Raw genomic sequence first — 25,807 nt, 5'->3', positions numbered from 1 at the left:
CCCGGGGGCCGGCGGGGCTCACCGCCACCCTTCTCAGCCTGACCCTGGCCCCGTGCCGCCGCACCCTCGGCGAGCGCGCCGGGCCGCCGACCGACCGACCACCGCCCAACAGGACGGAGCGGACGTGCTGCTGCTGCTCGCGGTTCACCTCCTGGTGGCCCTCGTCGCGCCCGCACTCTGCCGCCTCCTCGGACGCCGCGCGTTCCTGATCCTGGCCCTCGCGCCGGCCTCGGCCGCCGCGTGGGCGCTCAGCCAGACGAGCGCCGTCATGGCCGGGGACGGCCCCGTCGAGATCGTCGAGTGGGTCCCGTCCATCGGGATGGAGCTGGCGTTCCGCCTCGACACGCTGTCGTGGCTCATGGTGCTGCTCGTGGGCGGCGTCGGGGCGCTCGTGCTCGTGTACTCGTCGGCCTACTTCTCGCGGTCCGCGTCGGGCCTCGGCCGGTTCGGCGGGGTCCTCGTCGCCTTCGCCGGCTCGATGCTGGGCCTCGTCACGACCGACGACATGCTGCTCCTGTACACGTTCTGGGAGCTCACGACCGTCTTCTCCTACCTGCTGATCGGCCACTACGCCGACCGCAAGGCGTCCCGCCGCGCGGCGATGCAGGCCATCATCCTCACGACCGCGGGCGGCCTCGCGATGCTCGTGGGGCTGGTGATCCTCGGCGAGCACGCGGGCACCTACCGGATGTCGGAGGTCATCGCGGACCCGCCGTCGGGCGCCGGCGTCACGGTCGCCGTCGTGCTGCTGCTCGCGGGGGCCGTGAGCAAGTCCGCGCTCGTGCCCCTGCACTTCTGGCTGCCGTCGGCCATGGCCGCGCCGACGCCCGTCTCGGCCTACCTGCACGCCGCCGCGATGGTCAAGGCCGGCGTGTACCTCGTCGCGCGGTTCGCCCCCGGATTCGCCGACCTGGCGGCGTGGCAGGTCGTGGTGCTGGGACTCGGCGCGTGGACGCTGGTCCACGGCGGCTACCGCGCGCTGCGCCAGTACGACCTCAAGCTGGTCCTCGCCTTCGGCACCGTGAGCCAGCTCGGCCTGCTGGTCATGCTCGTCGGGTCCGGCTCGCGCGCCGCCGCGCTCGCGGGCATCGCGATGCTCGGCGCCCACGCCATGTTCAAGGCGTCGCTGTTCCTCACGGTCGGCGTCGTCGACGCCGCCACCGGCACGCGTGACCTGCGCCGGCTCTCCGGGGTGGGCCGCAAGCTCCCGCTCACCGCCGCGGCCGGCGCGCTCGCCACGGCGTCGATGATCGGCCTGCCGCCGTTCGCCGGCTACGTCGCCAAGGAGGCGGCGCTCGAGGCGCTCCTGCACGACGTCGGCACCCTGCCCGGGCTCCTCGTGCTCGTCGCGATGGTCGTCGGGTCCACCCTGACCGTGGCCTACGGCCTGCGGTTCTGGTGGGGCGCGTTCGCGCGCAAGGAGGGCGTCGACGACGTGCTGGACGACGCCGTCGACAAGCGCGGCACGGAGGCCCGGGCCGGGCGGGGCGCCGAGGAGCCGGTCGCGGTCAGCCAGCCGTCGCTCGTCCTGGTGGTCCCCGCCGCGCTGCTGGCCCTCCTCGGCCTCGTTGCGGCGCTGGTACCCACCGTCGGCGAGGAGCTGCTGAGCCCCTACGCGGACACGCTCCCGGGCGAGCCGGGGCACCTGGCGCTGTGGGCCGGGCTGACGCCCGCGCTCGGGCTCACGGTCCTGGTCCTGGTCGCCGGCGTGCTGCTGTTCTGGTGCCGGGCGGCCGTGGAGCGCGCGCAGGCGCGGGTCAGCGTGCCGCTCGAGGCCGACGGCGTCTACCGCCGCACCATGCGCCGTCTCGACGACCTCGCCGCGGACGTCACCGCCCTCACCCAGCGTGGTTCGCTGCCGCTGTACCTGGGCACGATCTTCGTCGTGTTCGTCGCGCTCGCCTGGAGCGCCATGGGCAACGGTCCCGCGTTCGCGGACCTCCAGGTCCGCGCCTGGGACACGCCCGTGCAGCTGCTCGCGGGCGGGCTCGCCGCCGTCGCGGCCGTCCTCGCGGCCCGCGCCCGACGCCGGCTCAAGGCGGTCGTCCTCGCGGGCGTCAGCGGCTACGGCGTCGCGGCGATCTTCGTGCTGCACGGGGCGCCGGACCTCGCGCTGACGCAGATCCTCGTGGAGACGATCACGCTCGTCGTCTTCGTCCTCGTGCTGCGGCGGCTCCCCGCGTACTTCTCGGTGCGCCCGCTGGCGGGCAGCCGGTGGGTCCGGCTCGCCATCGGCGCGGCCGTCGGCCTGACGGTCGGTGCGCTCGCGCTCATCGTGCCCAACGCGCGGGTCGACGCCCCGGTCTCGACGGACTTCGCCGAGGAGGCCTACGTCTACGGCGGCGGCAAGAACATCGTCAACGTGACGCTCGTGGACATCCGCGCCTGGGACACCATGGGCGAGATCTCGGTGCTCCTGGTCGCCGCGACCGGCGTCGCCTCGCTGATCTTCCTCAGCCGGCGCAGCGGCGAGGTGCTGCGCACCCGCGACCTGGACGAGGACAGCTCCGTGTGGGCCCAGGCGGGCGACCCGATGAGCGCGTTGCGCGGCCCCGCCGCCGGGGCGCGTGCGCGGGTCACGGACCCCGCCTCCGCCGACGGTGACGACGGCGACGTGCTCGCGGGCGACGAGCCGGGCGGGCAGCGGCGTCATCGCGGTCCGCGCGCGCCAGCGCTCGGCGAGGGTCGCCAGCGGGAGTGGCTGCGCGGGGGCAGCACGCTCGCGCCCCAGCGCCGGTCGGTGATCCTCGAGATCACGACCCGGCTGCTCTTCCACTCGATGATCGTCTTCGCGGTCTTCCTGCTCTTCTCGGGCCACAACGCGCCGGGCGGCGGCTTCGCGGCCGGCCTCGTCGTCGGGATCGCCCTCATCGTGCGGTACCTCGCGGGCGGCCGGTACGAGCTGGGCGAGGCCGCACCCGTCCACCCCGGCCTGCTCCTCGGCACCGGGCTGTTCCTGTCGGCCGGCGTCGGTCTGGTCGCGATCCTCGCCGGCGGCTCGGTCCTGCAGAGCGTGATCATCGAGATGGACCTGCCGCTGCTCGGCCACGTCAAGCTCGTGACGTCGCTCTTCTTCGACTTCGGCGTGTTCCTCGTGGTGATCGGGCTGATGCTCGACATCCTGCGCAGCCTCGGGGCCGAGATCGACCGGCACGGCGAGGAGGCCGGCACGGCGGAGGTCTCGGACGAGCTCCCCGTGGCTCCGCAGGCGACCGACGACCCCGGCGTCGCGGCGGCGGCAGGGTCCGCGCGGGGCTCCGGCACGTCCGACGCGGGAGGACCCTCATGATCGAGATGTCCCCGAGCCTCGCTCTCGTCGCCACGATCGTCGTCCTCGTGACGGTGGGCGTCTACCTGCTGCTCGAGCGGAGCCTGACCCGCGTGCTGCTCGGCGTGATCATCCTGGGCAACGGCGTCAACCTCCTCTTCCTGGTGGCGGGCGGCCGTGCGGGCGGCGCCCCGATCATCGGGCTCACGCCCGAGGGCGAGATGAGCGACCCGCTGCCCCAGGCGATGGTGCTGACCGCGATCGTCATCACCCTGGGCATGACCGCCTTCCTGCTGGCGATGGCGTACCGGTCCTGGCAGCTCAACCGGCACGACGAGGTCCAGGACGACCTGGAGGACCGCCGGATCGCCCGGCGCGCGGCCGCGGACCAGGCGGCCTACGCCGACGCCGACGCCGACGTCACCACCACCCTCGACGAGGATGCGGAGTCCGTGCGCGACGAGACCGGACCGGTGGACCAGGGCATCGACGGCGACGGCGCGCCGATGCACGCGACGCTCGACGAGGCCGCGTCCGGCCGGCGCGACCGCGGGGGTGACGCGTGAACCTCAGCGACCTGACCTGGGTGGTGCCGCTGCCCGTCGTGCTGCCCCTCTTCGGCGCCGGCCTCGCCCTCGCGCTGTGGAGGCACGGGCGCGCCCAGGGCGTCATCAGCGTCATCGTGCTCTCGCTCGTCCTCGCCTCCTCGGTCGTCCTCCTGGTGGCCGCCGACCAGGGCCCGCTGGTGCTCGACGTCGGTGGCTGGGCGGCGCCCGTGGGCATCGACCTGGTCGCCGACCGGCTCTCCGCGCTCATGCTCACCGTCTCGTCGGCGGTGACCCTGTGCGTCCTGCTGTACTCGCTCGCCCAGGGCGTCGAGGACGGCGACGCCGAGACGCCGATCGCGATCTTCCACCCGACGTACCTGGTCCTGACCGCGGGGGTCGCGAACGCGTTCCTCTCCGGCGACCTGTTCAACCTGTACGTCGGCTTCGAGATCCTGCTCGCGGCGTCGTACGTGCTCATCACCCTGGGTGGGACGGGCGAGCGCATCCGGGCGGGCACGATCTACGTCGTCGTCTCGCTCACCTCGTCGGTCATCTTCCTGCTCGCGATCGCGCTGGTGTACGCGGCGACGGGCACCGTGAACATGGCGCAGCTCGCCGAGCGGCTGCCGGAGGTGGACCCCACCGTCTCGCTCGCGCTGCAGCTGCTCCTGCTGCTCGCCTTCGGGATCAAGGCCGCGGTGTTCCCGCTCTCGGCCTGGCTGCCCGACTCCTACCCGACCGCGCCCGCGCCCGTGACCGCCGTCTTCGCGGGCCTGCTCACCAAGGTCGGCGTCTACGCGGTGATCCGGACCCAGACGCTGCTGTTCCCCGACGGCCGGGTCGACGACCTGCTGATGTGGGTCGCGCTGCTGACCATGGTCGTGGGCATCCTGGGCGCCGTCGCGCAGAACGACATCAAGCGACTCGTGTCGTTCACGCTGGTCAGCCACATCGGCTACATGATCTTCGGCATCGCGCTGTCGTCGGAGCAGGGCCTCGCGTCGGCGATCTTCTACGTCGCGCACCACATCACCGTCCAGACCGCGCTGTTCCTGGTGGTCGGCCTGGTGGAGCGCCGCGGCGGGTCGACGTCGCTCGACGACCTGGGCGGGCTCGCCAAGCTCGCGCCGGTGCTCGCCGTCCTGTTCTTCATCCCCGCCATGAACCTCGCGGGGATCCCGCCGCTGTCGGGCTTCCTCGGCAAGGCAGGTCTGCTCCAGGCGGGCGCCGCCGTGGGCACGCCGTTGGCGTGGGCGCTGGTCGCCGGCGCCGTCGTCACCTCGCTGCTGACCCTGTACGCCATCGTCAAGGCGTGGAACAAGGCGTTCTGGCAGACGCCGCCCGTGGAGCCGCCGGCCGCTCGCCTGCCCGGCGGCATGCTCGGCCCCGCGGGCGCGCTCGTCGCGCTCGGCCTCACCCTCACCGTCGTCGCCGGGCCGCTCTTCGCCTACACCGAGCGTGCCTCGCTGACCCTGCGCGACCGCGACCAGTACATCACCGCGGTCCTGCCGGACGGCTCGCGGGGCGAGGGCCAGTCGGCCGACGTGACGGAGGAGGCCGAGGGATGAGCCTGCACCCGCGCCGCCGCTCGCTCGGCTTCCCCCTCCTCGCCGTCGCCTGGCTGACGGTCATCTGGGTGCTGCTCTGGGGAGACCTGAGCATCGCCAACGTGCTGTCCGGCATCGTCATCGCGGTCGTCGTCGTGCGGCTGCTGCGCATGCCGGTGATCGACTTCCACGGGCGCGTCCATCCCGGGGCGCTGGCCTACCTGCTCTACCGGTTCGCGGTCGACCTCGTGGTCGCCAGCACCCAGGTCACCCTGCTGGCCCTGGATCCGCGCCGGACCCCGCGCAGCGCCGTCATCGCCGTCCAGCTGCGCTCCCACTCGGACCTCTACCTCACGCTCACGGCGCAGTTCTGCTCGCTGGTGCCCGGGTCCGTCGTCGTCGAGGCCCACCGCACGACCGGGATGCTCTACGTGCACGTGCTGGACGTCGACATGGCGCACGGTGTGGACGCCGCCCGCCAGCACGTCCTGGACCAGGAGGAGCGCATCCTGCGCGCGCTGGCGTCGGACGAGGAGCTGGCGCAGGTCGGTCTGCGCCGGCGCCCCGAGGACACCCCGGCCGTCGCGTCGGGCGCGTCGAGCGGGGGTGCGCGATGACCGTCGTCGTGCTGGTGTGCGGCGCCCTCCTGGGCTCGGCCGCGGTGCTCGCCCTCATCCGGGCCGAGAAGGGCCCGAGCATGCTCGACCGCACGGTCGCGCTCGACATCCTCACCGGCGCCCTCGTCGGGGGCATCGCGCTCGAGGCGGCGTGGTCGCGGCGGGTCGACACCGTGCCGATCCTCGTCGTGCTGTCGCTGGTCGGGTTCCTCGCCTCGGTCACGGTCGCGCGCTTCGCCGCCGTCGAGACCGAGGGCGAGGGCCGCATCCTCACGCGCGAGGAGCTCGCGGCGCTCGAGAACGAGCGCATCGAGGCCGAGCGTGCGGAACGCGAGAGCAGCGACGAGGAGCACCGCGGCGGCCGCGCGAAGGGGGAGGTGTCATGAGCTGGGAGACCGTGCTCGACGTCGTCGCGTGGCTCTGCCTGCTGGGTGGCTCGCTGCTCGCGTTCTCGGCCGGCGTCGGCGTCGTCCGCTTCCCGGATCTGCTGGCGCGCATGCACACGGCGGCCAAGCCGCAGGTGCTCGGACTCCTGCTGCTCATGCTCGGGCTCGGCCTGCGCCTGCGGACGGGGCACATCATCTGGATGCTCGTGCTGGTCGTGCTGTTCCAGATGCTCACGGCGCCGGTCGCGTCCCACATGCTCTCGCGCGCGGGCTACCGGACCGGCAAGGTGCGCAGCGAGATGCTCGTCGTGGACGAGCTGACGCGTGACATGGAGGCCGCCCAGGCGCAGGCGAGCCGCGAGGAGCAGCAGGACGAGCGCGAGGGCGGCCCCGCAGTCAGCGGATGATCTTGGCGGCGCCGCGCGTCGCGAGCACCCGGGCCAGCGCGACGATGGCCCCCGAGATCGCCGCCGAGGCGAGCACCTCCCCGACGCGTGCGTCGCCCGGGTCCTCCGCCTTGGGCGGCTTGTGGCCGAGCACCTTGTTCCAGCTCCGGTCGATGAGCTGGTTCGCCAGCCACGCCGCGCCCAGCGCGAACCCGAGGCCGACGGCCTTGGCGACCCACGACTCCTTCTTGGACTCCACGGTTCCTCCTGATGATCGTCCTGTCGAGAGGCTAGTGCCGCACGGGTCGCCGCGCGCCCGCTGGTGCGGGGCGTCCGCCTCACCCCAGCCGGAACCCGCGGATCGACACAGTCAGACGGCCGTGTGCGCCGGGTCCTCGTCCGTGCCCGCCGCGCGCCGCTCGCGCGCGCGGTCCAGGCGGGCCATGACGGGCGTCGCCGCGACGCCGTGGAGCAGGATCGAGCCGACCACGACGAGCGCGACGACGGCCCAGATGCGCTGCGGGTCGGCGAAGTCCCCGTGCTCCAGCGCGTACGCCACGTAGAAGAGCGAGCCGACGCCGCGCACGCCGAAGAAGGCGATCACCCGGCGCTCCCGGCGGCCCGTGCGTCCGCCCGCGAGGCCGATCATCCCGGTGAGGGGACGGACCACGAGGAGGAACAGCGCGGCGAAGGCGACGTCGGCCCACCCGATCCCGGCGAGCAGCCCGCGTGCCACGGCGCCGCCGAGCATGACGATCACCACCACGGTGAGCAGGCGCTCGACCTGCTCCACGAAGGAGTGCAGGACCGCGTGGTACTCGTCGTGGCGCTCGACGTCGCGCAAGGCGACGGCGCAGACGAAGACGGCGACGAAGCCGTAGCCCTCCGCGAGCTCGACCGCGCCGTAGGCGAGGAACGTCGCGGCCAGCGCGACGAAGCCCTGCGCGTGCTCGCTCAGGTGTCGCCGTCGGGCGAAGTCGGAGAAGAAGAGCCGGCCCAGGAGCCGGCCCACGACCGCGCCGCCCAGCACGCCGACGGCGATGCGCCAGCCGACGTCGACGACCAGCCACTCGCCGGCCCAGCCGTCGAGCGCCGGTCCGGCCACGCTGATCGCGATGGCCGCGTACGTGAAGGGGAAGGCGAGCCCGTCGTTGAGGCCGGCCTCGGCCGTCAGGGCGAACCGGGCCTCGTCGTCGTCCTGCCCCGGCTGGGCCGTCGGCTCGTTGACCTGCACCTCGCTCGCGAGGACGGGATCTGTCGGTGCGACGGCGGCCGCGACGAGCACGGCCGCGGCGAGCCCGAGCCCGAGCAGCCACGACCCGAGCACCACGGCCGCGATGATCGACAGCGGCATGGTGATGCCGAGGAGCCGCCACGTGGTGGCCCACGGGCGCAGCCCGACGCTGCGGTTGATCGCCAGCCCTGCGCCCATGAGGGACACGACGACGCAGATCTCGGTGAGGTGGAGCGCGACGACGTGGTGCTCGACCGGATCCGGGTCGGGCAGGCCGGGCAGCAGCGTGAAGGCCAGGATGCTGGCGCCCAGGAAGACGGCTGGCATCGACAGCGGCGCGCGGTGCAGCGCCCGGGGCAGTACGGCGGCGGCGAGGGTCGCGACGCCGATGACGGCGAAGACGGCCCCGCTGCCGTCGAACTGGATCACCGCATCACGTCGGCTCGAGCCAGAGGTAGACGTTCTGGCCGGACTCGTGCGCGGCAGCGACCAGGCCCGTGATGGAGCGCACCAGCGGCTGCAGGTCCTCGCCCGCCGCGTCCATCTCCTCCGACGCCGCCCACGCCTGCGCGACCTCCCCGGGCGCGTCGGCGTCCTCGGGCGCGTCGAGCTGCGCCAGCACCTCGCACAGGAACGGCGGCAGCCGGAAGAGGAGCTCGTGGTCGAGGTCCACCTCGGCCACCTCGAGGTCCCCGCTGCCGAAGCGGACGGCCTTCGCGGCGATCTCGCCGAGCACCTCGAGGTCGACGGGCGTCAGCGAGACGTCCAGCGCCGACGTCGCGTCGTCGAGGTCGTCCCCGGCGTCGAGCGCGTCGGCGCGGGCGATCGCCTCGGCGTGGGTCCCTGCGAAGAGCTGTGAGACGAGCGACATGGCCGTCCTCCCGGGGTGCTGCTGGGCCGTGTCGCGAGCGTAACCAGCAGCCGCCCGCGTGTCCCGGCGTACGTCAGCGGGCGGGTCCGGTCACGTCCTCGCGGTCGACGAGCAGCGCGTCCGCGGCCGCCGCTCAGGGGCGGGCGGAGCCCTGGATCGCGTCGACGATGCTCTTCGCCGCCCCGCGCTTGACGCCGACGTTGAGGCGCACGAGCGAGGCGCCGTCGGCCGGGTCCACCAGCGAGATCTCGTTGAGCACCATCGAGCGCCACCGGACCTCCAGCGCGGCGCGGGGCGCGGCGAAGATCGTCTCGCCGATGCCCGCGCCCATGGCCGTGCGCGCGATGAGCAGCACCCGCTCGGTCGTGCCCACGAACCACGCGGCGGGCGGGACGACGGCGACCATCAGGCCCACCGATCCGCCCGTCGCGGCCAGGGTCGCCATCGACGCCGCGGCGCCCGCGAGCGTCTTCGCCGAGAAGTCCCGCTTCGTGCCGCCCTTGACCTGGACCGTCGTCACGGCGAGCACGCGCTCTCCCTCGACCAGCTGCGCCTGGACGTGCTCGAGGAGGTCGGACTTGGCGGACATGGCGGCTCCTGCCGGACGGCTCGTCGGACGGCGCCAGCGTAGGGGCGGGCGGCGGGCCCCAGCAGGACCATGAGGGTGATCGGCGCCGTGTCGACGTCGCACGAACCGGCCGCGGACCTGCGGCGGTAGAGTCGGCTCCGAACGACAGGGGAGCGTCGCCCGGGCCACCGGGCGCAGGACGCTGAGAGTGCGGGTGACCGCAGACCCTCGAACCTGATCCGGGTGATGCCGGCGTAGGGAGTCGGGAACGTCTCAGACGTCGTCCACGTCGGCGCGGCACGATGCCGCGGCCGCCGCGGATGGCGTCCCCCTCCTGCTACCACGAGGAGGAGCCATGGCGAGGATCGCCACCCACCACCGCACGCGACGGCTCGCGCCGTACGCGGCCCTCGCCGTGCTGCCGCTCGCGGCGTGCTCCGCGATCGGCGCCGACCCGGAGCCCGCGGCGTCCGGCGACGGCGCCGGCACGGTCGTGCTCGTCACGCACGACTCGTTCGCGCTGTCCGACGACGTCGTCGCGGCCTTCGAGGCGGAGACCGGCCTCACGCTCGAGACCCGCGCGCCCGGCGACGGCGGCGCGCTCGTCAACCAGCTGATCCTCACCAAGGACGCCCCGCTGGGCGACGTCGTCTACGGCATCGACACTACCTTCGCGAGCCGCGCGATCGCCGAGGGCGTGCTCGAGCCCTACGAGTCGCCGGCGGCCGGCGCGGACGTGGCCGCGCACGCGGTCGACGACGGCCACCACCTGACGGCGGTCGACGTGGGCGACGTGTGCGTCAACGTCGACCACGAGTGGTTCGCCGAGGCGGGCGTCCCCGAGCCGACGACGCTGGCCGACCTGACCGATCCCGCCTACCGGGACCTGCTCGTCGTGACGAACCCGGCGACGTCGTCGCCGGGTCTGGCGTTCCTGCTGGCCACCGTCGCGGAGCTCGGCGAGGACGGCTGGGAGCAGTACTGGACGGCGCTGCGGGACAACGGCGTCAAGGTCGTCTCCGGCTGGTCGGACGCGTACTACGTCGACTTCTCGGGCCCGTCGAGCGAGGGGGAGCGCCCCCTCGTGCTCAGCTACGCCTCGTCGCCGCCCTCGGAGGTCGCCGAGGGCGCGACGCAGGCGCCCACCGGCGCGCTGCTCGACACCTGCTTCCGCCAGGTCGAGTACGCGGGGGTCCTGGCCGGGGCCGCCAACCCCGACGGCGCCCGCCAGGTCGTCGACTGGCTGCTGAGCCAGGACGTCCAGGCGGACCTGCCCGGCAGCATGTACGTCTACCCCGTGGACACGTCGGTGCCGCTGCCGGACGCCTGGGCCCAGCACGCACCGCTGCCGGCCGAGCCCCTGACACTGGACCCCGCGCTCATCAGCGAGCACCGCGACGCCTGGATCGAGCGCTGGACGGAGATCGTGATCGGGTGAGCGCCACCCTGCCGGCCGAGCCCGCCACGCCCCCGCGCGCGCTCGTCGCGCCGGGGGCCTGGCCGGTCGCGCGCCGGTGGGTCGGCTGGGGGCTGGCGGCGGGCCTGCCGCTGCTGTTCCTCGGCGTGTTCTTCGCGTACCCCGTCCTCGCGCTGCTGCGGCTGGGCTTCGTCGGCGACACCGGCGGGCCGGACCTGTCCGGCGTCGCCGACGTGCTCGGCCGCGCCCGGACGTGGCGGATCATCGGCACGACGCTGGGCCAGTCCGTGGTCGGCACGGCGCTGTCCCTGGTGCTCGGCCTACCCGTGGCCTTCCTGCTGCACCGGCGCGAGTTCCGCGGGCGCCGGGCCCTGCGCGCGTTCGTCGTCGTGCCGTTCGTGCTGCCCACCGTGGTCGTGGGCGTGGCGTTCCGCTCCGTCCTGGCCGACTCCGGACCGCTGGGGTTCCTCGGCATCGACGGGACGTTCGCGGGCGTCGTCGCGGCGCTCGTGTTCTTCAACCTGGCCGTCGTGGTGCGCACGGTCGGCGGATTCTGGGCCGGGCTGGACCCGCGCGCCGAGCAGGCCGCGCGCGCGCTCGGCGCCTCGCCCTGGCGGGCGTTCCGGCACGTCACGCTGCCCGCGCTCACGCCCGCGATCGCGTCGGCCGCGGCGATCGTCTTCCTCTTCTGCGCGACGGCGTTCGGCGTCGTCCTCGTGCTCGGCGGGACCGGCTACGGCACCGTGGAGACGGAGATCTGGGTCCAGACGACGCAGTTCCTGGACCTGCGCGCGGCGGCGGTGCTCTCGGTCGTCCAGATCGCCGTCGTCGCGGGGTGCCTGCTGCTCGCCGGCCGCGCCCGGAGCAGCCGCGAGCGCGCCCTGCAGCTCCTGCCCGACGCCGGCCCGCCGCGGCTCGCGCTGCGCGGCCCCGCCCGGCGCCGGGGCGACGTCCTCGCGGTCGCCGTGACGGCCGTCGTCGTCGGCGTGCTGCTCGTGCTGCCGCTCGCCACGGTGGTCGTGCGCTCGCTGCGCACGCCGACGGGGTGGGGCCTGGGCAACTACGTCGCCCTCGGCACGACGGGCGGCGCCAACGCGCTCAGCGTGACGGTGTGGGAGGCGGCGCTGACGTCGGTCCGGATCGCCGTGGACGCGACGGTGATCGCCGTCGTCGTCGGTGGGCTCGTCGCGCTGGTCGCCTCGCGCCGGCCCCGCGCGCCCGGCGCCCGGCGCGCGGTGCGGGTCCTGGACGCGCTGTTCATGCTGCCGCTCGGCGTCTCGGCGGTGACGGTCGGGTTCGGGTTCCTCGTCACCTTCGACCGGCCCTTCGGCCTGGACCTCGACCTGCGCTCGTCCGCGGCGCTCATCCCCGTCGCCCAGGCCGTGGTGGCGACCCCGCTCGTGGTGCGTAGCGTGCTGCCCGTGCTGCGCGCCGTCGACACCCGCCTCCACGAGGCCGCTGGCGTCCTCGGGGCGACGCCCGCGCAGGTGCTGCGGCACGTCGACTGGCCGGTCGCGGCGCGCTCCCTGGGGGTCGCGGTCGGCTTCGCGTTCGCCGTCAGCCTCGGCGAGTTCGGGGCGACGTCGTTCCTTGCGCGGCCCGAGCGGCCGACCCTGCCGGTCGTGATCTTCCGGCTGCTGGGGCGGCCGGGCGCCGAGAACCTCGGCATGGCGCTCGCGGCCGCGGTGCTGCTGGGGCTCATGACGGCGCTGGTCATGGGCCTGGCCGAACGGCTGCGCCCGGCGGGCGGGACCGAGCTGTGAGCGGGGCGGAGGGACCCGGCGCGACCGGCCTGGCCGTGCGCGACGCCGTCGTGCACTACCGGGACGACGACGGGACGGTAGCGACGGCCGTCGACCACCTGTCGCTCGACGTGGCGCCGGGCGAGGTGCTCGCCCTCCTGGGGCCGTCGGGGAGCGGGAAGTCGAGCCTCCTGCGCGCCGTCGCCGGGCTCGAGCCGCTGTCCGCCGGGCGCATCACCTGGGACGGCGCCGACCTCGCGGGGGTGCCCGTGCACCGGCGCGGCTTCGGGCTGATGTTCCAGGACGGGCAGCTGTTCCCCCACCGCGACGTCGCGCGCAACGTGGCCTTCGGGCTCGAGATGGCGGGGGCGACGCGTGCCGAGCAGCGCGCGCGGGTCGCCGAGCTGCTGGAGCTGGTGGGGCTGGCCGGGTTCGAGCGGCGCGAGGTGGCGACGCTGTCCGGCGGGGAGCGGCAGCGCGTCGCCCTCGCGCGCTCGCTGGCCCCGCGCCCGCGGCTGCTGCTGCTCGACGAGCCGCTCTCGGCGCTCGACCGGTCCCTGCGCGAGCGCCTCGCGGCCGAGGTGCGCGCGGCCCTCGTCGCGACCGGCACGACGGCCGTGTTCGTCACCCACGACCACGACGAGGCCTTCACGGTCGCCGACCGGATCGCGGTGCTCGACGCCGGGCGCCTGCTGCAGGCTGCGCCGCCCGTGGTGCTGTGGCACGAGCCCGCGTGCCGGCGGGTGGCCGAGTTCCTCGGGTACGAGGCGTTCGTCGCGGCGGCGTCGCAGGTGGGTGCGCTGCTGGGTGGCGGGCCGGGCGGCGCGACGCTCGCGCTGGGCCCGGGATCCCTGGCGCGCGACGACGACGGTCCGCTGACGGGCCGCGTGCTCAGCGCGGCGTTCGGCCGGGGCGTGGTGGAGGCGGTGGTCGAGGTGGACGGCGTCGGCCCGGTGACGGTCGTCGAGCCGAGCACCCCGGCGGGCGCGGCGCGCGGCCTGCCGGCGCCGGGCACCCCGGTGCGCCTGCGCGCCAACCGCGCCGCCATCGCCGTCCTCCCCTGACCCGCCCCACCTCCTCCGCCCCCAACCCCACCCGCCCCACCCCACCCGCCCCACCCACCCGCCCCACCCACCCACCCGCCCCACCCCAGCCCGCCGAGTACGTCCGTTCGACGTGAGGACGTCCGGTGCGGCGGACGTACTCGGTGGGAACGGACGTGGTCGTCGGCAGGCGTGGGTGGGGCCAGCCGGGCAGGCGGGCCCGGGCGGGCGGATATGGGCTGGCGTCCGGGTGCGGGCGCGGGGGACGCTCGGGGCGTGACGACTTCCACCGCGCACGTGAGCGTCGTCGAGCTCTCGGCCGACGACGACTGGGCGCTCGAGGGCACGGTCCTGGTCAGCGACGCCATCGACCTCGCGCTCTACGGCCACGCCGACTTCTCCATCGACGTCCCCACGGTGCGCGCCTCGATGAAGACGAATGCGTACCGCCGCGTGCACCGGTTCGTCGCCGTGCGCGACGGCGAGCGTCGGGCGGAGGCGGTCGTCGGCCGCGGCTTCGTCCACCTGCCCCTCGTCGGGGACACCCACACGGCCCAGGTCTACGTGGGCGTCCACCCGGAGCACCGCCGGCAGGGCATCGGGTCGGTGCTGTGGGACGCGTGCCTGGGCACCGCGCGTGCCGCCGGCCGCTCGGTGATCCACGCCGAGCCGGCCTATGCGCCCGAGCCGCCGCCGGGCCCCGGCACGCTCGAGGCGCCGACGGGCAGCGGCCGCATCCCCGTCGACGACGACACGACCCGCTTCGTCCAGGCCCGCGGCTTCTCCCTCGAGCAGGTCGTGCGCCAGTCGCTCCTGGAGCTGCCGGTCCCTGCCGAGGTGCTCGCGCCGCTGCTCGCGGAGGCGACCCGCGCGGCCGGGCCCGACTACGTCCTGCACGCGTGGGAGGACGCCGTGCCGGACGAGTGGCTCGACGGGCTCGCGATGCTCGAGACGCGGATGAGCACCGACGCGCCGAGCGCGGGGCTCGACGTCCACGAGGACCCGTGGGACGCGGAGCGCATGCGGGTCGGGCTCGCGGAGCGCGCCGAGCGCGACGAGTCCTACGTCGTCGTCGCGGCCGAGCACGTCCCCACGAGGTCGCTCGCCGCGTTCACGATGGTCGAGCTGCCGCGGGCGCGTCCCGAGGTCGTCTACCAGGACGACACGCTCGTGCTGCGGGAGCACCGCGGGCGGCGGCTCGGGATGCTGGTCAAGGCCACGATGCTCGAGGAGCTCGCCGTCCGCCGGCCCCGCGCGCGGCGTGTCCACACGTGGAACGCCGAGGAGAACGCCTTCATGCTCGGCATCAACGTCGCGCTCGGCTTCCGGCCGGCGTCGGTGGACGCGGTGTGGCAGCTGCGTCTGGATCATGACGAGCGAGCGTCGCAGGACGGTGGCACCCTCGGACGATGACGTTCGAGTCGCGACACCTGAGCGTGCGGATCGACCGCCCGGCGACGGAGGTCTACGCCTTCGCGTCCAACCCCGCCAACCTGCCGCGGTGGGCACCCGGACTGGGGTCCGAGGTCGTGCACGAGCGCGGCGGCTGGTTCGTGCAGACACCAGCCGGCCGCGCCCGGGTCACCTTCGCCCCGCCGAACGAGTACGGCATCCTCGACCACGAGGTCCTCACGCCCGCCGGCGAGGCCGTGCACGTGCCGCTCCGCGTCCTGACCGCGGGGGACGGGAGCGAGGTGGTCTTCACGCTGCGTGCGGCGCCGGGCATGACGGCGGCCGACCTCGAGCGCGACGCCGCGCTCGTGACCGCCGACCTCCAGCGCCTCAAGCGGGTCCTGGAGGGCCGCCCCTGACGAGGAGCCCGGTCAGCGCGTGACCGGTTGGCGCAGGATCGTCCGCAGCCTCGCGGGCGCCGTGCGCCGGGGGTCGCTGAGGTAGATCTCGTGGTGTCTGCCCGTCAGGCTCAGGCCCTGCGCGGGGACGAACTCGTGGTGCAGCGCGTCGAGCACCGGGCCCTCGTCGTCGTACGGGCCGACGTGGAGCGTCTGGACGCTCAGACCCTCGTCCAGCTCCTCGAGGCGGACGTCGTCGAGGGTCGGCGCGCCGCCCTTGCGGGCGACCGTGGCCCGGGCGGCCTCGACGTGCTCGGCGCCCAGCCACGACGGCGCCAGGATCATCAGCGTCCAGTCCCACTGCGCCTTGTCCCGCCGGCTGGTGAACGCGGCCATGTCCTGCGCCCACCACAGCGCCTCGAGCGGCATGACGGTGTAGTCGCGGCCGAGCTCGACCTTGCTGAGGAACTTCAGCGCGTACGCCAGCGGGTAGAGCGAGCTCACCGCGTCGCGGTACGCCGACGACGTGTTCGGGTCGCCGTGGCCGTCCACCATGAGAAAGCTCGCGGGCGGCACGGTGACGAGCGAGAACGTCCCGCGCCGGGCCGTGTAGGTGCCCAGCTCGCGCTTGAGGTCGACCTTCATCGCGCCTCCTCTCCGGCGCCATCGTGGCGGACGACGGCGGCGGTGACCACCCGCGGGTCACGCGCGCTTGCGCAGCGCGAGCACGGCGAGCACGACGGACCCGACGCACCACGTGACCAGGACCGCCAGGGACCGTCCGGAGATGTCGAACGCGTCGGGCGCCAGGCCGGTGCGGACCAGCTGCGCCATGGGCTCGATGGGGAGCCAGGCGTGCGCGTCCTGCAGCCACTGCGGCATGCGCTCCGCGGGGTAGCTCACCGGCGAGAACAGGAGGACCACGAACACCAGCGCCTGCGTGACGAGCTGGGCGAGCGCCGGCGGGAGGAGCGAGGCGATCGCGTACCCGACGGAGGCGGCGGTCAGGGAGACGAGCAGGGCCGCGGGAACGAGCCACGGCGCGGGCGCGAGGTCGATGTCGAAGCGCAGCAGTCCGGCGACGATGCCGAGCACCATGCCGGGCAGCGCGAGCAGGGTCCAGACGAGCAGGTCGGACGCGAGGAACGCGGCGCGTGGCACGGGCAGCGTGCGGAGCCAGTCGAGGCTCCCCTCGGTGCGCGACTGAGAGAGCAGCTGCGGGGTGAGGACCAGCCCGATCGTGATCAGCGTGATGGTCGGCGCACCGGTGGCCAGGTACAGGGCGGTCCGTGGGTCGGGATCCCCGACGAGCAGGCCGTAGCCGATCACGGTCGCCACGGCGATGAACGCCTGCACCACGACCATGAGCGGCAGGTACTGCGTCTGGCGGCGGAACTGCCACTGCATCAGCAGCAGCGTCTGGCGCAGGGCGGTCCGCGGACCGGCAGGCAGGGGCGTGCCGGTCGTGAGGGGACCGGTCAGGGGCAGCGCGGTCATGCCGCGACCTCCTCGGTGGTGGTGGTGTGCTGGGCCTCGCCGACCAGGTGGACGTACACGTCCTCGAGCGAGGCTGGGGTCAGGGCGTACCGCTCGGCGCGCCCGGAGTCGACCTGCGCCTGCGCCCACGCGACGACGTCGGCCGCCCGGTCGGCAGGCACGACGCCCGCCGCGCGCAGACGTCCGGTCGCGCCGGGGCGCACGGCCGGGTGCCAGGCGACGGGGGCGTCGTCGGCGAGGTCGAGGTCGAGCGTCAGGGAGCCGCGCAGCGAGGCGGTCAGGCCGGCGGGCGTGTCCGTCGCGAGCACGACGCCGTGGTCGAGGATGGCCAGGTGGTCCACCACACGCTCGGCCTCGCGGACGTTGTGCGTGACGAGCAGCACCGCGTGGCCCGCGTCGGCCAGGCCCCGGATCTGCTCCCAGAGCAGGCGCCGTCGCACCGGGTCGACGTCGTTCGTGGGCTCGTCGAGCACGACGAGGGCGCCGGGCTGCACGGCCGTCATCGCGAACGCGGTGAGCCGCGCGATGCCGCCGGAGACCTTCTCGGCCGGCGTGTCCGCCCACGGGCCCAGGTCCAGCGCGTCGAGGAGGGCCTCCGCGCGCCGCCGCACCCGGGAGCGCTCGCCCCCGCGGATGCGGCCGACGAGCTCGATGGCGCGGCGCGGAGTGAGCCCGGTGATCGGCACGTTGGCTTGCGCCTGGATCGACGTCAGCCGCCGCGCGACCTCGGGCCGCGCGACCGCGTCCACACCGGCGAGCGTGATGGATCCGGCGTCCGGCCGCACCAGGCCCACCACCTGGTGCACGAGCGTCGTCTTGCCCGCGCCGTTGTGGCCGAGCAGGCCCACGACCTGCCCGGCGGCCAGGTCCAGGTCCACCCCGTCGTTGGCCTGGACGCCCTGGGGCCCGCCGTACCGCTTGCTCAGCCCGCGAACGCGGAGCAGCACCTCGGAGGTCATCGGAATCTCCATTCTGGTCGGTAGGTGCTCAACGGTAGACACACATACCGATCGGAATCAAGCACTGGATACCGAGCGGTGTACCGATCGGTATCCGTCGGGTAGCCTCGGGTCATGACCCAGGACCCGAAGGACCCCCAGGACTCGATCGGCGCGGCGACCCGCGCGCTCGCGGACGCCACGGCCAGCCTGACCCGGCTCCTGGGCGAGCACGCGCGCTCCGTGATGCCCGAGGTGGGCGAGGCCGTCGCGTCGTCGCTGCGGGAGGCGGCCCGCGGCCTCGCCGAAGCCTCCGAGGCGGCGTCGCGGGCGACGACGTCGGGCGGCTCCTCCGCCGAGGAGCGGCGACGCCAGAAGGTCGACCGCACGCGCGCCGACCTGCTGGAGGCGGCCGCGCGGGTGATCGCGGCGAAGGGCTACGAGGGCGCGTCGGTGGGCGACATCGCCGCCGAGGCCGGGTACACGAAGGGCGCCGTGTACGCGCACTTCGGGTCGAAGGAGGAGGTCTTCCTCGCGCTCGCGTCGGACATGCTCCGGGTCACGATCGACTCACCCGGCGCCACCATCCCGGGGGTCACGGTCGACGGGGTCGACCAGGACGCGGTCGCGGAGTGGCTCACCAGCGTGATGGACGACCACCGCATCCTGCTCTCGCTCGAGTTCCTCGCCTACGGGCTGCGCCATCCCGAGGCGTCGGGGGAGCTCGCTCGCCTGCACGTGACCTCGCACGAGGTGCTCGCGGACCAGATCGCCGAGGTGCGCCGGGCGCGGCGCGGCGACGACGCCGAGCCCGGCACCACGCAGGACGACTTCGACACCGCGCTCGCGGTCATCAGCGTCATCAACGTGGCGACGCTGGAGGGCCGGCTCACCGGGTCGCCGCGCCTGTCGCCGCGGGCCGGCGCGCGCGTCATCGCGAAGCTGCTGGGCTGAGGGGCGACGCCTCAGGGTGCCGCCGGCGCCCGCACCGCGGCGGCGCGCTCGGTGAGGTGTCGGCGCTCGGCGTCGCTGCGGACGAGGGCGAGCGCCCGGTCGAACGACGCGAGCGCCGCCTCGCGCCGGCCGAGGCGAGCGAGCAGCTCGGCGCGCACCGCGGGCAGGCGGTGGTGGTGCGGGAGCAGGGCTTCCAGCCCGTCCAGGAGCGTGAGACCCGCCGCCGGACCGTCGGCCTCCGCCACCGCGACCGCGCGTGCCAGCCGCACGACGGGCGACCCGGTGTGCGCCTCGAGCGCCGCGTAGTGGCGCGCGATGACGGGCCACCGGGTCGCGTCCGCCGTCGTCGCGCGGGCGTGCTCCGCGGCGATGAGCGCCTGGAGCCGGTACTCCTCCGCGCGCCCCGTGGTCGGCGCCAGGCCGGCGAGGAGCGTCAGACCGGCGTCGATGTCGTCGTGGTCCCAGCGGGACCGGTCCTGGTCCGGCAGCAGGACGAGGGCGCCGTCCGCGTCGGTCCGTGACCCGCGCCGCGAGTGCTGGAGCAGCAGGAGCGCGAGCAGCGCGCGGGTCGTCGGGCGGCCGGGCAGCTGCTCGTCGAGAAGGCGCGTGAGGCGGATGGCCTCGTCGGCGAGGTCCACCCGCAGGCCGCGGTCGCGGGGACCGGGGTGGTAGCCGGCCGTGAACAGCAGGTACAGGACCGTCGCGACCGCCTCGAGGCGCTCCTCGAGGCGCTCGGGCGGCGGCGTCGTGAGCCGGATGCCCGTGGTCGCGAGGCGCTTCTTCGCTCGGGTCAGGCGCGCGGCCGCCGTCGGCTCCTGGAGCAGGAGGAGCGCCGCGATGTCGGGCACGTCGAGGCCGACGACGAAGCGCAGCGTCAGGGCCACGCGGGCGTCCGGGGCGAGCGCCGGGTGGCAGCAGGTGAGGATCAGCCGCAGGCGCTCGTCCTCGACGTGGGCGCCCGGGTCGACCGTCGCCGCCGCCTCCTCGCGGAGCTGCGCGTCGACCAGGACGAGCGGCTCCTTGCGCCGGTGGACCGCCTCCGAGCGCAGCACGTCGACCGCTCGCCGGCGTGCGGCCGTGAGCAGCCACCCGCCCGGGTTCGTCGGGACGCCCGCCGCCGGCCAGGTGCGCGCCGCGGCCGCGAACGCGTCGGCGACCGCGTCCTCGGCCAGGTCGGCGCGGGCCGTCTGCCGCAGGACGAGGCCGACGAGGCGGCCCCAGTGCTCGCGCCACGCGAGCTCCAGGGCCGCCCCGACCGGCCCGCCGTCCTCGTCCGTCACGCGACCGCCGTCAGTCCATGTCGGCGACGGGACGGATCTCGAGCGTGTACTCGGGCAGCAGGCGGCAGAGGTCGGTCACCGCGTCGAGGTCCGGGGCGTCGAGCAGGTAGAAGCCGCCGAGCTGCTCGGCGGTCTCCGCGAACGGCCCCTCCGAGATGTCCACGTGCTCGCCGCGGCGACGGACCGTCGTCGCGGACGCGACGCCGACCAGGGCCTCGCCGGCCAGCATCGTGCAGCCACGCTCGGGGACGGCCGCGGAGAATGCCTCGTGCTCGGCGTAGTAGCGCTCCTGCTCGGCGGGGGTGGCGTCGCGCCAGACCGACTCGTCCTGGTAGATGAGCACGAGGAACTTCACGACGCCACCTGCTCGGCGGCCGCCGCGCCGGACTGCGGCTGGTCGGTGGGGCGCACGATCGGCCGGATCTCGACGGCGCCGGTACCGGCGAGCATGGCGGCGAGCCGCGCGAGGTCCTGCACGTCGGCGGTCCGGATCACGTAGTAGCCGCCGAGCTGCTCCACGGTCTCGGTGAACGGGCCCTCGGTGACCTGGACCTCGCCCTCGCGGGACCGCACGACCAGCGACGTCTCGCTGAGCCGCAGCTCCTCGCCGCCGAGGATCTCGTGGCCGCGCTCACCGCACAGCCGGGAGAACTCGTCGTGCTCGCCGTACGCCTGCGCCACCGCGGCCTCGTCGGCGTCGCGCCACTCGCGCTCGTCGCCGTGCAGCAGCAGCACGTAGTCCCGGGTGGTGCTCATCGTTCCTCCTCGCGTCCGACGACTCCTGGTGGCGCCGTCGGAAGCATGACGGGCGCCGGGGGCCGGAATCGACACCCTCGCCGGGCGAGTCGACGCGGGGCGCGACGTGGGCGCGTGACCGGGCGGACGGCTCAGGCGTTCTCGCGGCGGAACGTCGCGGTGCCCCACCACACGGCCAGCACGAACATCACGATGGACCAGGCGGTGCCCCAGACCAGGCCGGAGCTCGCGAAGTCGCCGGCGAAGGAGGAGCGCACCCCGTCGACGACGTGCCGGATCGGCATGAAGTCGCTCGCGCTCTGCAGCCACGCCGGGCCGATGGTCATCGGCAGCAGGATCCCCGAGAGCAGGAGGACCGGCATCATCACCATGTTGATGACCGGGGCCATGACGTCCTCGGACTTGGTGGTCAGCGCGAGCGCGTTGGACGCCGCTGCGCACGCCCCGCCCAGCAGGAGGGTGAGGACCACGCCGAGCACGATGCCCCCGCCGGACGCGACCATCCCGAGCAGGTACCCGAGGCCCACCAGGATCAGCGCCTGCACGAAGAGCTGGAGCAGGTCGCGGTAGAGGCGGCCGACCAGCAGCGCCGTGCGGCTGGCCGGCGTCACCCGCTCCGCCTCGATGACGCCCTCGCGCCACTCGCCGATCAGGCTGAACCCCGCGAAGAAGGCGCCGAAGACGCCGAGCTGGACGAGCATGCCCGGCACGAAGAACGTGTACGCGTTCGTCGCCCCGAACTGCCCGATGAGCGGCTCGAGGAGGGGCCCGAAGAGCAGCAGGTAGAGGATCGGCTGCAGCATCCCGATGATCACCCACGCCGGGTTGCGCAGGTTCATCCGCAGCTGGCGGCGGAACACGATGACGCTCTCCCGGAAGAACGACGACGGCGTGCCGCCCGGCACGGCGAGGTCGGCGGAGAGGGCGGGTGCGGTGGCGGTCATCGGTCGGCTCCTGGCGTGGTCGGTGTCGCGGCGGGCGCGCCGGTGCTCGCGCCGGCGGCGGCCGGCTCGAGGTCGGGCTCGCCGGCGCCGGCGTCGGTGCCGCCCGTCGGCTCGGTGGCGGACTCGGCGTCGCGCAGGCTGCGCCCGGTGAGGGCGAGGAAGACGTCGTCGAGCGTCGGTCGGAGCACGCCGATCGACTCGAGGCCGATGCCCGACGTGTCGAGGTCCCGCAGGAAGCCCTGGAGCGTCCGGCCGGCACGCGGCACGCGGCCGCGCACGTGGTTGCCGTCCACCTCGACGGTGGTGCCGGCGAGTGCCGCGAGACGCTCCGCCGCCCGGGACGCGAGCGTGGCGTCCACGAGCTCGAGCTCGACGAGGTCCCCGGCGACCTGCGCCTTGAGGTTGTCGGCCGTGTCGGACGCGACGATGCGGCCGCGGTCGATGATGACGATGCGGTCCGAGAGCGCGTCGGCCTCGTCGAGGTAGTGGGTCGTGAGCAGGACCGTCACGCCGAGGCGGTCGCGCAGGCCTCGGATGTGCTCCCACAGGTTGGCGCGCGCTTGGGGGTCGAGCCCCGTCGTCGGCTCGTCGAGGAAGACGAGCTGCGGCTCGTGGATGAGCCCCATGACCACGTCGAGCCGCCGCTTCTGCCCCCCGGACATGTTCTTGGGCATGCGGGTCCACAGCCCGGGCAGGTCCATCTGCTCGAACAGGTGGCGACCGCGCCGCTCGACGACCGACTTGGGCAGGCCGTAGAGCATCCCGTGGTCGACCACCTCGTCACCGGCCCGGGCGCCGCTGTAGGCGCCGCCCGACTGCGAGACGTAGCCGATGCTCCGCCGGACCTGCACCGACTCGCGGACCACGTCGTAGCCCGCCACGCGCGCCGTGCCCTCGGTCGGGCGCAGGAGCGTCGTGAGCATGCGCAGCGTCGTCGTCTTGCCGGCGCCGTTCGGGCCGAGGAAGCCGACGACCTCGCCCTCCGCGACGTCGAGGTCCACGCCGTCGACCGCGCGCACCTCGCTCTTGGTCCTGCCCTGGCGGGCCAGGAACGTCTGGACCAGCCCTCGTGCCTCGATCATGCGTCCCCCAGGTGTTCAAACTTGAACATCACTCATGCTGCGACCGGCGTCACAGCGATGTCAACGGATTCCGGCGCCGGCCCTGGAGACCAGACCCGGTCCGGGCCGCCGACTCATCGGGTGCGAGCCGCCGGGTCGGTGCCTGACCGGGCGAGCGTCCCACCGGCGTCCGACACGGCCGGGTCGCCCGGCGCGGTACGTCCCCGGCGCGCCGGGTCAGCCGGCGCGCGTCCTGAGCAGGGCCCGGTATCGGGCCTGGTCGGCGGCCATCTGCCACCCCGGGTCGTCCGCCGCGGGCTGCCAGCGCATCGGCTCCCCGGCGAACGCGAGGCCGCCGCGCGCGACGACGTCGACGAGGTCACGCACCCAGGTGCGCTCGAGCTCGGCGAGTCCCAGCTGGAGCTCGAGGACGCGCTCGACGTGCGGTGGCGAGGTGACGTCCGCCGTGGCGTGCGCCCGCCGCAGGGCCTCGACGTGGGCGTCGAGCCGCGAGGCGCGCGTGGCGAGGTGCTCCCGCACGACGTCGCGCGGGAAGAGCAAGCACATGCTCATGGCCGTGTGCACGGGCAGCGGGTTGAGCGGGTCGACGGTCGTCAACGCGTGCTCGAAGAGCCGGGAGAGCTCCTCGCGCCCCGACGGCGTCGTCGTGTAGACCGCGACCGAGCGGCCGCCGTCCTGCAGGTCCGCCCGCTCCAGGTGGCCCTGCTTGGCCAGCGTCGCCAGGCTCGAGTACACCGATCCCGGCAGGACGTGGGCCCAGTCGCCGACGCCCCACGACATGAGCTCGCGGCGGATCTGGTAGCCGTTGACCGGCTCGAACAGGCGCACGGCCCCCAGCACCAGGAGCCGGGTCTCGGGCGCCGCCATGCGGGGAGTCTAGGTCGCGCGCCCCGTCGCCGCCCTTCCTCGTGAGCACGGGCGTGACCCTCGACGGACGCGTGATTGTCCTCGAGCCGGACGGGTGACGTGCGAGGGCGAGAGGCGACTGCCCGCCGGACGACGTCGGGACGGGACGTCAGGAGCGGGCGGCCGCGCGCGGCGTGGGGACACCGGGGGCGAGGGGCGCGAGAGCGTCCGCGGGGCCGGGGCGGCCGAAGTACCAGCCCTGGGCCTCGTCGACGCGCAGCTGTCGCAGCGCCGCGACGTCGGCCGCGGTCTCGACACCCTCCGCGACGACCGTCGTGCCGTTCCCGTGGGCGAACGCCACGAGCGCCTCGACGAGCGTGGTCAGCACCGGGTCGGCGCTGACGCCGTCGACGATGCTCCGGTCCAGCTTGATGACGTCCGGGGCGCACAGGACGATGTGGCGCAGGGACGCGAAACCCGCGCCGACGTCGTCGATCGCGAGCCGCATGCCGGCCGCGCGGGGCCCGGCGAGGGCCGAGCGCAGGGCGTCGTAGTCCTCGACCGGGGAGTGCTCGGACAGCTCCAGGACGACCCGGTCCAGCGGCAACCGCCGCAGGAAGCGCGCGCACGCTCGCGAGAGCAGGACCGCCGGCGACACGTTGAGGGCGAGGTGCCCCTCGATCGCAGCGAGGTGCTCCGCGGCCCGCTCGAGCGCGAGCAGCTCGAGGCGCTCGCCCAGGTCCACGTCGTGGGCCTCGGCGAAGACGACGTCGGGCGTGGTCCGCCAGTCGGCCGGGAAGCGCGCCAGCGCCTCCGCGCCGGTGCGCAGGCCGGTCCCGAGGTCGACGATCGGCTGCAGGAGGATCCTCGGTCCGCCGGCCCGCATCATCGGGACCAGGCGGTGCTCGATGGCCTCGCGGCGCTCGCGCTCGCGGACGCCGGGCTCGATGATCATCGCGGCGGCGGACGCGAGGACCTTGAGCAGGGCCGCGTCGCGCTCGGAGAGGTTGCGCTCGGGGGTGAGGCCGGCGGCGCAGAACGTGCCGTAGAGCCGTCCGTCGCTCAGCGTCACTGGCACCGAGACGTAGCTCCGGAAGTGCGCGAACCGTGCCGCGGGTTGCTTCATCGCGGCCGGGTGGTCGCGGATGTCGGGCATGACCTCCGGCGCGTCGCCGTCGAGCACGGTCTTGCAGAGCGTGGTGTCGCGGCGCTGCCGTGCGCCGTCGCTCAGGAAGACGGGCAGCGAGGTGTCGACGACTTCCATGATCTGCGTGTCGCCCTGGATCCTCGTGAGGAACGAGACGCTCAGTCCGAGCGCCTCCCGCGCCTGGCGCAGCAGCGTTGCGACCTGGTGCTCCGCCTCGGACCTCTGTCGCCGCGCCACGCCTGCTCCGCCCCCGTGCGACACCGTGCCACCCGTTCGGTCGCCCATCGGCCGGTCCGCGCCGGTGGTGAGGCAAACCCGCGCGTCGGCCGCGACCAGCTCAGGCGTTCTCGGGTCGGCGGCGCTGGGGGTGGGGCGTGCGGCCCTCGGCGAGCGCCGCGACGAACTCGGCGATCTTGCGCTCGCGGGTCTCGGCCCGCTTGACGGCGCCGATCGGGTAGAGGATCGCGTACCGGTTACCGGAGGTCAGGACGTCCCACCAGGCCTGGGCGCGCGGCTCGGCGGCGAGGGCCGCCAGGAGGTCCTCGGGGACCTCGATCGTCGCCGGACCGGCGTACGCGGTGTCCCAGCGGCCGTCCGCCCGGGCGGCGTCGACCTGCGCGCGTCCGGCCGGGGTCATTCGGCCCTCGGCCTCCAGCCGGCCGACCCGCTCGACGTTGATCGCGGACCACCGGGAGCGCGCGCGCCGCGGCGTCATGCGCTGGAACGACGACTCGGCGTCGCGCGACCGCGCCTGGCCGTCGATCCAGCCGAAGCAGAGGCACTCCAGCACGGCCTGCTCGTAGGTGAGCGAGGTGACGGTGCCGCCCTTGCGCGTCAGCGCGAGCCAGACGCCGTCGGCGGACGCGTGGTTGTCCTGCAACCAGGCGCGCCACGCGGCGGCGTCGGGCACGACCAGCTCCGGCAGCTCGATGGCCATCCCGCCATG

At 74.5% G+C, this 25,807-nt stretch carries 27 protein-coding genes and 1 riboswitch; of the genes, 12 read left to right on the top strand and 15 right to left on the bottom strand.

Going from position 1 to position 25,807, the window contains the following annotated elements; translation table 11 throughout:
• Nucleotides 1–124 precede the first annotated feature (124 nt).
• The 6 genes from IDM29_RS01130 to mnhG are packed head-to-tail and all read left to right on the top strand — an operon-like array spanning nt 125 to nt 6,773.
• Complete coding sequence (locus tag IDM29_RS01130) at nt 125–3,289, top strand: Na+/H+ antiporter subunit A (RefSeq protein ID WP_182112413.1); 3,165 nt, start codon at nt 125–127, stop codon at nt 3,287–3,289.
• The gene (locus IDM29_RS01125; RefSeq protein ID WP_182112412.1) at nt 3,286–3,834 is read left to right on the top strand and encodes a Na(+)/H(+) antiporter subunit C; all 549 of its coding nucleotides are present in this window, start codon (nt 3,286–3,288) and stop codon (nt 3,832–3,834) included. The genes IDM29_RS01130 and IDM29_RS01125 overlap by 4 nt, the downstream gene beginning before the upstream one ends.
• The gene (locus IDM29_RS01120; protein ID WP_255491674.1) at nt 3,831–5,384 is read left to right on the top strand and encodes a Na+/H+ antiporter subunit D; all 1,554 of its coding nucleotides are present in this window, start codon (nt 3,831–3,833) and stop codon (nt 5,382–5,384) included. The genes IDM29_RS01125 and IDM29_RS01120 overlap by 4 nt, the downstream gene beginning before the upstream one ends.
• On the top strand, nt 5,381–5,980 hold the full coding sequence (locus IDM29_RS01115; protein ID WP_182112411.1) for a Na+/H+ antiporter subunit E: 600 nt from the start codon (nt 5,381–5,383) through the stop codon (nt 5,978–5,980). The genes IDM29_RS01120 and IDM29_RS01115 overlap by 4 nt, the downstream gene beginning before the upstream one ends.
• The gene (locus IDM29_RS01110) at nt 5,977–6,366 is read left to right on the top strand and encodes a monovalent cation/H+ antiporter complex subunit F (protein ID WP_182112410.1); all 390 of its coding nucleotides are present in this window, start codon (nt 5,977–5,979) and stop codon (nt 6,364–6,366) included. The genes IDM29_RS01115 and IDM29_RS01110 overlap by 4 nt, the downstream gene beginning before the upstream one ends.
• Nucleotides 6,363–6,773 carry a monovalent cation/H(+) antiporter subunit G gene (gene mnhG, locus IDM29_RS01105; protein ID WP_182112409.1) on the top strand — a complete coding sequence of 137 codons (411 nt, stop codon included), beginning with the start codon at nt 6,363–6,365 and terminating at the stop codon, nt 6,771–6,773. Before IDM29_RS01110 ends, mnhG begins: the two co-directional genes overlap by 4 nt.
• Here mnhG and IDM29_RS17120 read toward each other — a convergent pair.
• The 4 genes from IDM29_RS17120 to IDM29_RS01085 form a co-directional block, all read right to left on the bottom strand.
• Complete coding sequence (locus tag IDM29_RS17120; protein ID WP_182112408.1) at nt 6,763–7,011, bottom strand: DUF4235 domain-containing protein; 249 nt, start codon at nt 7,009–7,011, stop codon at nt 6,763–6,765. The genes mnhG and IDM29_RS17120 overlap by 11 nt on opposite strands.
• 111 nt (nt 7,012–7,122) lie before the next feature.
• Nucleotides 7,123–8,415 (bottom strand): sodium:proton antiporter, encoded by a 1,293-nt coding sequence (locus tag IDM29_RS01095; protein WP_182112407.1) that lies wholly within the window; start codon nt 8,413–8,415, stop codon nt 7,123–7,125.
• Between the two features lie 4 nt (nt 8,416–8,419).
• Nucleotides 8,420–8,857 carry a hypothetical protein gene (locus IDM29_RS01090; protein ID WP_182112406.1) on the bottom strand — a complete coding sequence of 146 codons (438 nt, stop codon included), beginning with the start codon at nt 8,855–8,857 and terminating at the stop codon, nt 8,420–8,422.
• A 133-nt stretch (nt 8,858–8,990) separates the two neighbouring features.
• Nucleotides 8,991–9,446, bottom strand: coding sequence for a hypothetical protein (locus IDM29_RS01085; RefSeq protein ID WP_182112405.1), 456 nt, complete (start codon nt 9,444–9,446; stop codon nt 8,991–8,993).
• 136 nt (nt 9,447–9,582) lie between these two features.
• Nucleotides 9,583–9,703: riboswitch (TPP riboswitch) on the top strand.
• 77 nt (nt 9,704–9,780) lie between these two features.
• On the opposite strand from IDM29_RS01085, the gene IDM29_RS01080 reads away from it, so the two are divergent.
• From IDM29_RS01080 to IDM29_RS01060, 5 genes are all read left to right on the top strand, one after another.
• On the top strand, nt 9,781–10,863 hold the full coding sequence (locus IDM29_RS01080; RefSeq protein WP_182112404.1) for a thiamine ABC transporter substrate binding subunit: 1,083 nt from the start codon (nt 9,781–9,783) through the stop codon (nt 10,861–10,863).
• A complete protein-coding gene (locus tag IDM29_RS01075; RefSeq protein ID WP_182112403.1) occupies nt 10,860–12,605 on the top strand; it encodes an iron ABC transporter permease in 1,746 nt (581 codons plus the stop codon). Before IDM29_RS01080 ends, IDM29_RS01075 begins: the two co-directional genes overlap by 4 nt.
• A complete protein-coding gene (locus IDM29_RS01070) occupies nt 12,602–13,648 on the top strand; it encodes an ABC transporter ATP-binding protein (RefSeq protein WP_182112402.1) in 1,047 nt (348 codons plus the stop codon). The genes IDM29_RS01075 and IDM29_RS01070 overlap by 4 nt, the downstream gene beginning before the upstream one ends.
• Before the next feature lie 255 nt (nt 13,649–13,903).
• Complete coding sequence (locus tag IDM29_RS01065; protein WP_182112401.1) at nt 13,904–15,040, top strand: GNAT family N-acetyltransferase; 1,137 nt, start codon at nt 13,904–13,906, stop codon at nt 15,038–15,040.
• On the top strand, nt 15,037–15,438 hold the full coding sequence (locus tag IDM29_RS01060; protein ID WP_182112400.1) for an SRPBCC family protein: 402 nt from the start codon (nt 15,037–15,039) through the stop codon (nt 15,436–15,438). Before IDM29_RS01065 ends, IDM29_RS01060 begins: the two co-directional genes overlap by 4 nt.
• Nucleotides 15,439–15,450: 12 nt before the next feature.
• On the opposite strand, the gene IDM29_RS01055 is transcribed toward IDM29_RS01060, so the two are convergent.
• Genes IDM29_RS01055 through IDM29_RS01045 form a run of 3 tightly spaced genes read right to left on the bottom strand, consistent with a single transcriptional unit; the run spans nt 15,451 to nt 17,873 of the window.
• The gene (locus tag IDM29_RS01055; RefSeq protein ID WP_182112399.1) at nt 15,451–16,062 is read right to left on the bottom strand and encodes a GyrI-like domain-containing protein; all 612 of its coding nucleotides are present in this window, start codon (nt 16,060–16,062) and stop codon (nt 15,451–15,453) included.
• A gap of 57 nt (nt 16,063–16,119) precedes the next feature.
• Nucleotides 16,120–16,914 carry an ABC transporter permease gene (locus IDM29_RS01050; protein WP_182112398.1) on the bottom strand — a complete coding sequence of 265 codons (795 nt, stop codon included), beginning with the start codon at nt 16,912–16,914 and terminating at the stop codon, nt 16,120–16,122.
• Nucleotides 16,911–17,873 (bottom strand): ABC transporter ATP-binding protein, encoded by a 963-nt coding sequence (locus tag IDM29_RS01045; protein WP_182112397.1) that lies wholly within the window; start codon nt 17,871–17,873, stop codon nt 16,911–16,913. Before IDM29_RS01045 ends, IDM29_RS01050 begins: the two co-directional genes overlap by 4 nt.
• 114 nt (nt 17,874–17,987) lie before the next feature.
• On the opposite strand from IDM29_RS01045, the gene IDM29_RS01040 reads away from it, so the two are divergent.
• Nucleotides 17,988–18,806: a TetR/AcrR family transcriptional regulator gene (locus IDM29_RS01040; protein ID WP_182112396.1), complete on the top strand. Its 819-nt coding sequence runs from the start codon at nt 17,988–17,990 to the stop codon at nt 18,804–18,806.
• A gap of 11 nt (nt 18,807–18,817) precedes the next feature.
• On the opposite strand, the gene IDM29_RS01035 is transcribed toward IDM29_RS01040, so the two are convergent.
• From IDM29_RS01035 to IDM29_RS01000, 8 genes are all read right to left on the bottom strand, one after another.
• A complete protein-coding gene (locus IDM29_RS01035; protein ID WP_182112395.1) occupies nt 18,818–20,086 on the bottom strand; it encodes an RNA polymerase sigma factor in 1,269 nt (422 codons plus the stop codon).
• 10 nt (nt 20,087–20,096) lie between these two features.
• Complete coding sequence (locus tag IDM29_RS01030; RefSeq protein WP_182112394.1) at nt 20,097–20,441, bottom strand: YciI family protein; 345 nt, start codon at nt 20,439–20,441, stop codon at nt 20,097–20,099.
• Complete coding sequence (locus tag IDM29_RS01025) at nt 20,438–20,842, bottom strand: YciI family protein (RefSeq protein WP_182112393.1); 405 nt, start codon at nt 20,840–20,842, stop codon at nt 20,438–20,440. The genes IDM29_RS01030 and IDM29_RS01025 overlap by 4 nt, the downstream gene beginning before the upstream one ends.
• 131 nt (nt 20,843–20,973) lie before the next feature.
• Nucleotides 20,974–21,786: an ABC transporter permease gene (locus IDM29_RS01020; RefSeq protein ID WP_182112392.1), complete on the bottom strand. Its 813-nt coding sequence runs from the start codon at nt 21,784–21,786 to the stop codon at nt 20,974–20,976.
• Nucleotides 21,783–22,868, bottom strand: coding sequence for an ATP-binding cassette domain-containing protein (locus IDM29_RS01015; protein WP_182112391.1), 1,086 nt, complete (start codon nt 22,866–22,868; stop codon nt 21,783–21,785). Before IDM29_RS01015 ends, IDM29_RS01020 begins: the two co-directional genes overlap by 4 nt.
• 216 nt (nt 22,869–23,084) lie before the next feature.
• Nucleotides 23,085–23,735: a PadR family transcriptional regulator gene (locus IDM29_RS01010; RefSeq protein WP_182112390.1), complete on the bottom strand. Its 651-nt coding sequence runs from the start codon at nt 23,733–23,735 to the stop codon at nt 23,085–23,087.
• 148 nt (nt 23,736–23,883) lie between these two features.
• Nucleotides 23,884–25,098, bottom strand: a complete 1,215-nt coding sequence (locus IDM29_RS01005) for an EAL domain-containing protein (protein ID WP_220457982.1) — start codon at nt 25,096–25,098, stop codon at nt 23,884–23,886.
• Nucleotides 25,099–25,198: 100 nt separating this feature from the next.
• Nucleotides 25,199–25,798 (bottom strand): YdeI family protein, encoded by a 600-nt coding sequence (locus tag IDM29_RS01000; protein ID WP_182112388.1) that lies wholly within the window; start codon nt 25,796–25,798, stop codon nt 25,199–25,201.
• Between the last annotated feature and the right edge of the window lie 9 nt (nt 25,799–25,807).

Origin of the sequence: Actinotalea sp. JY-7885, from assembly GCF_014525465.1 — a bacterium.
GTDB lineage: Bacteria > Actinomycetota > Actinomycetes > Actinomycetales > Cellulomonadaceae > Actinotalea.
This window is presented reverse-complemented; position numbering and strand designations above follow the sequence as displayed.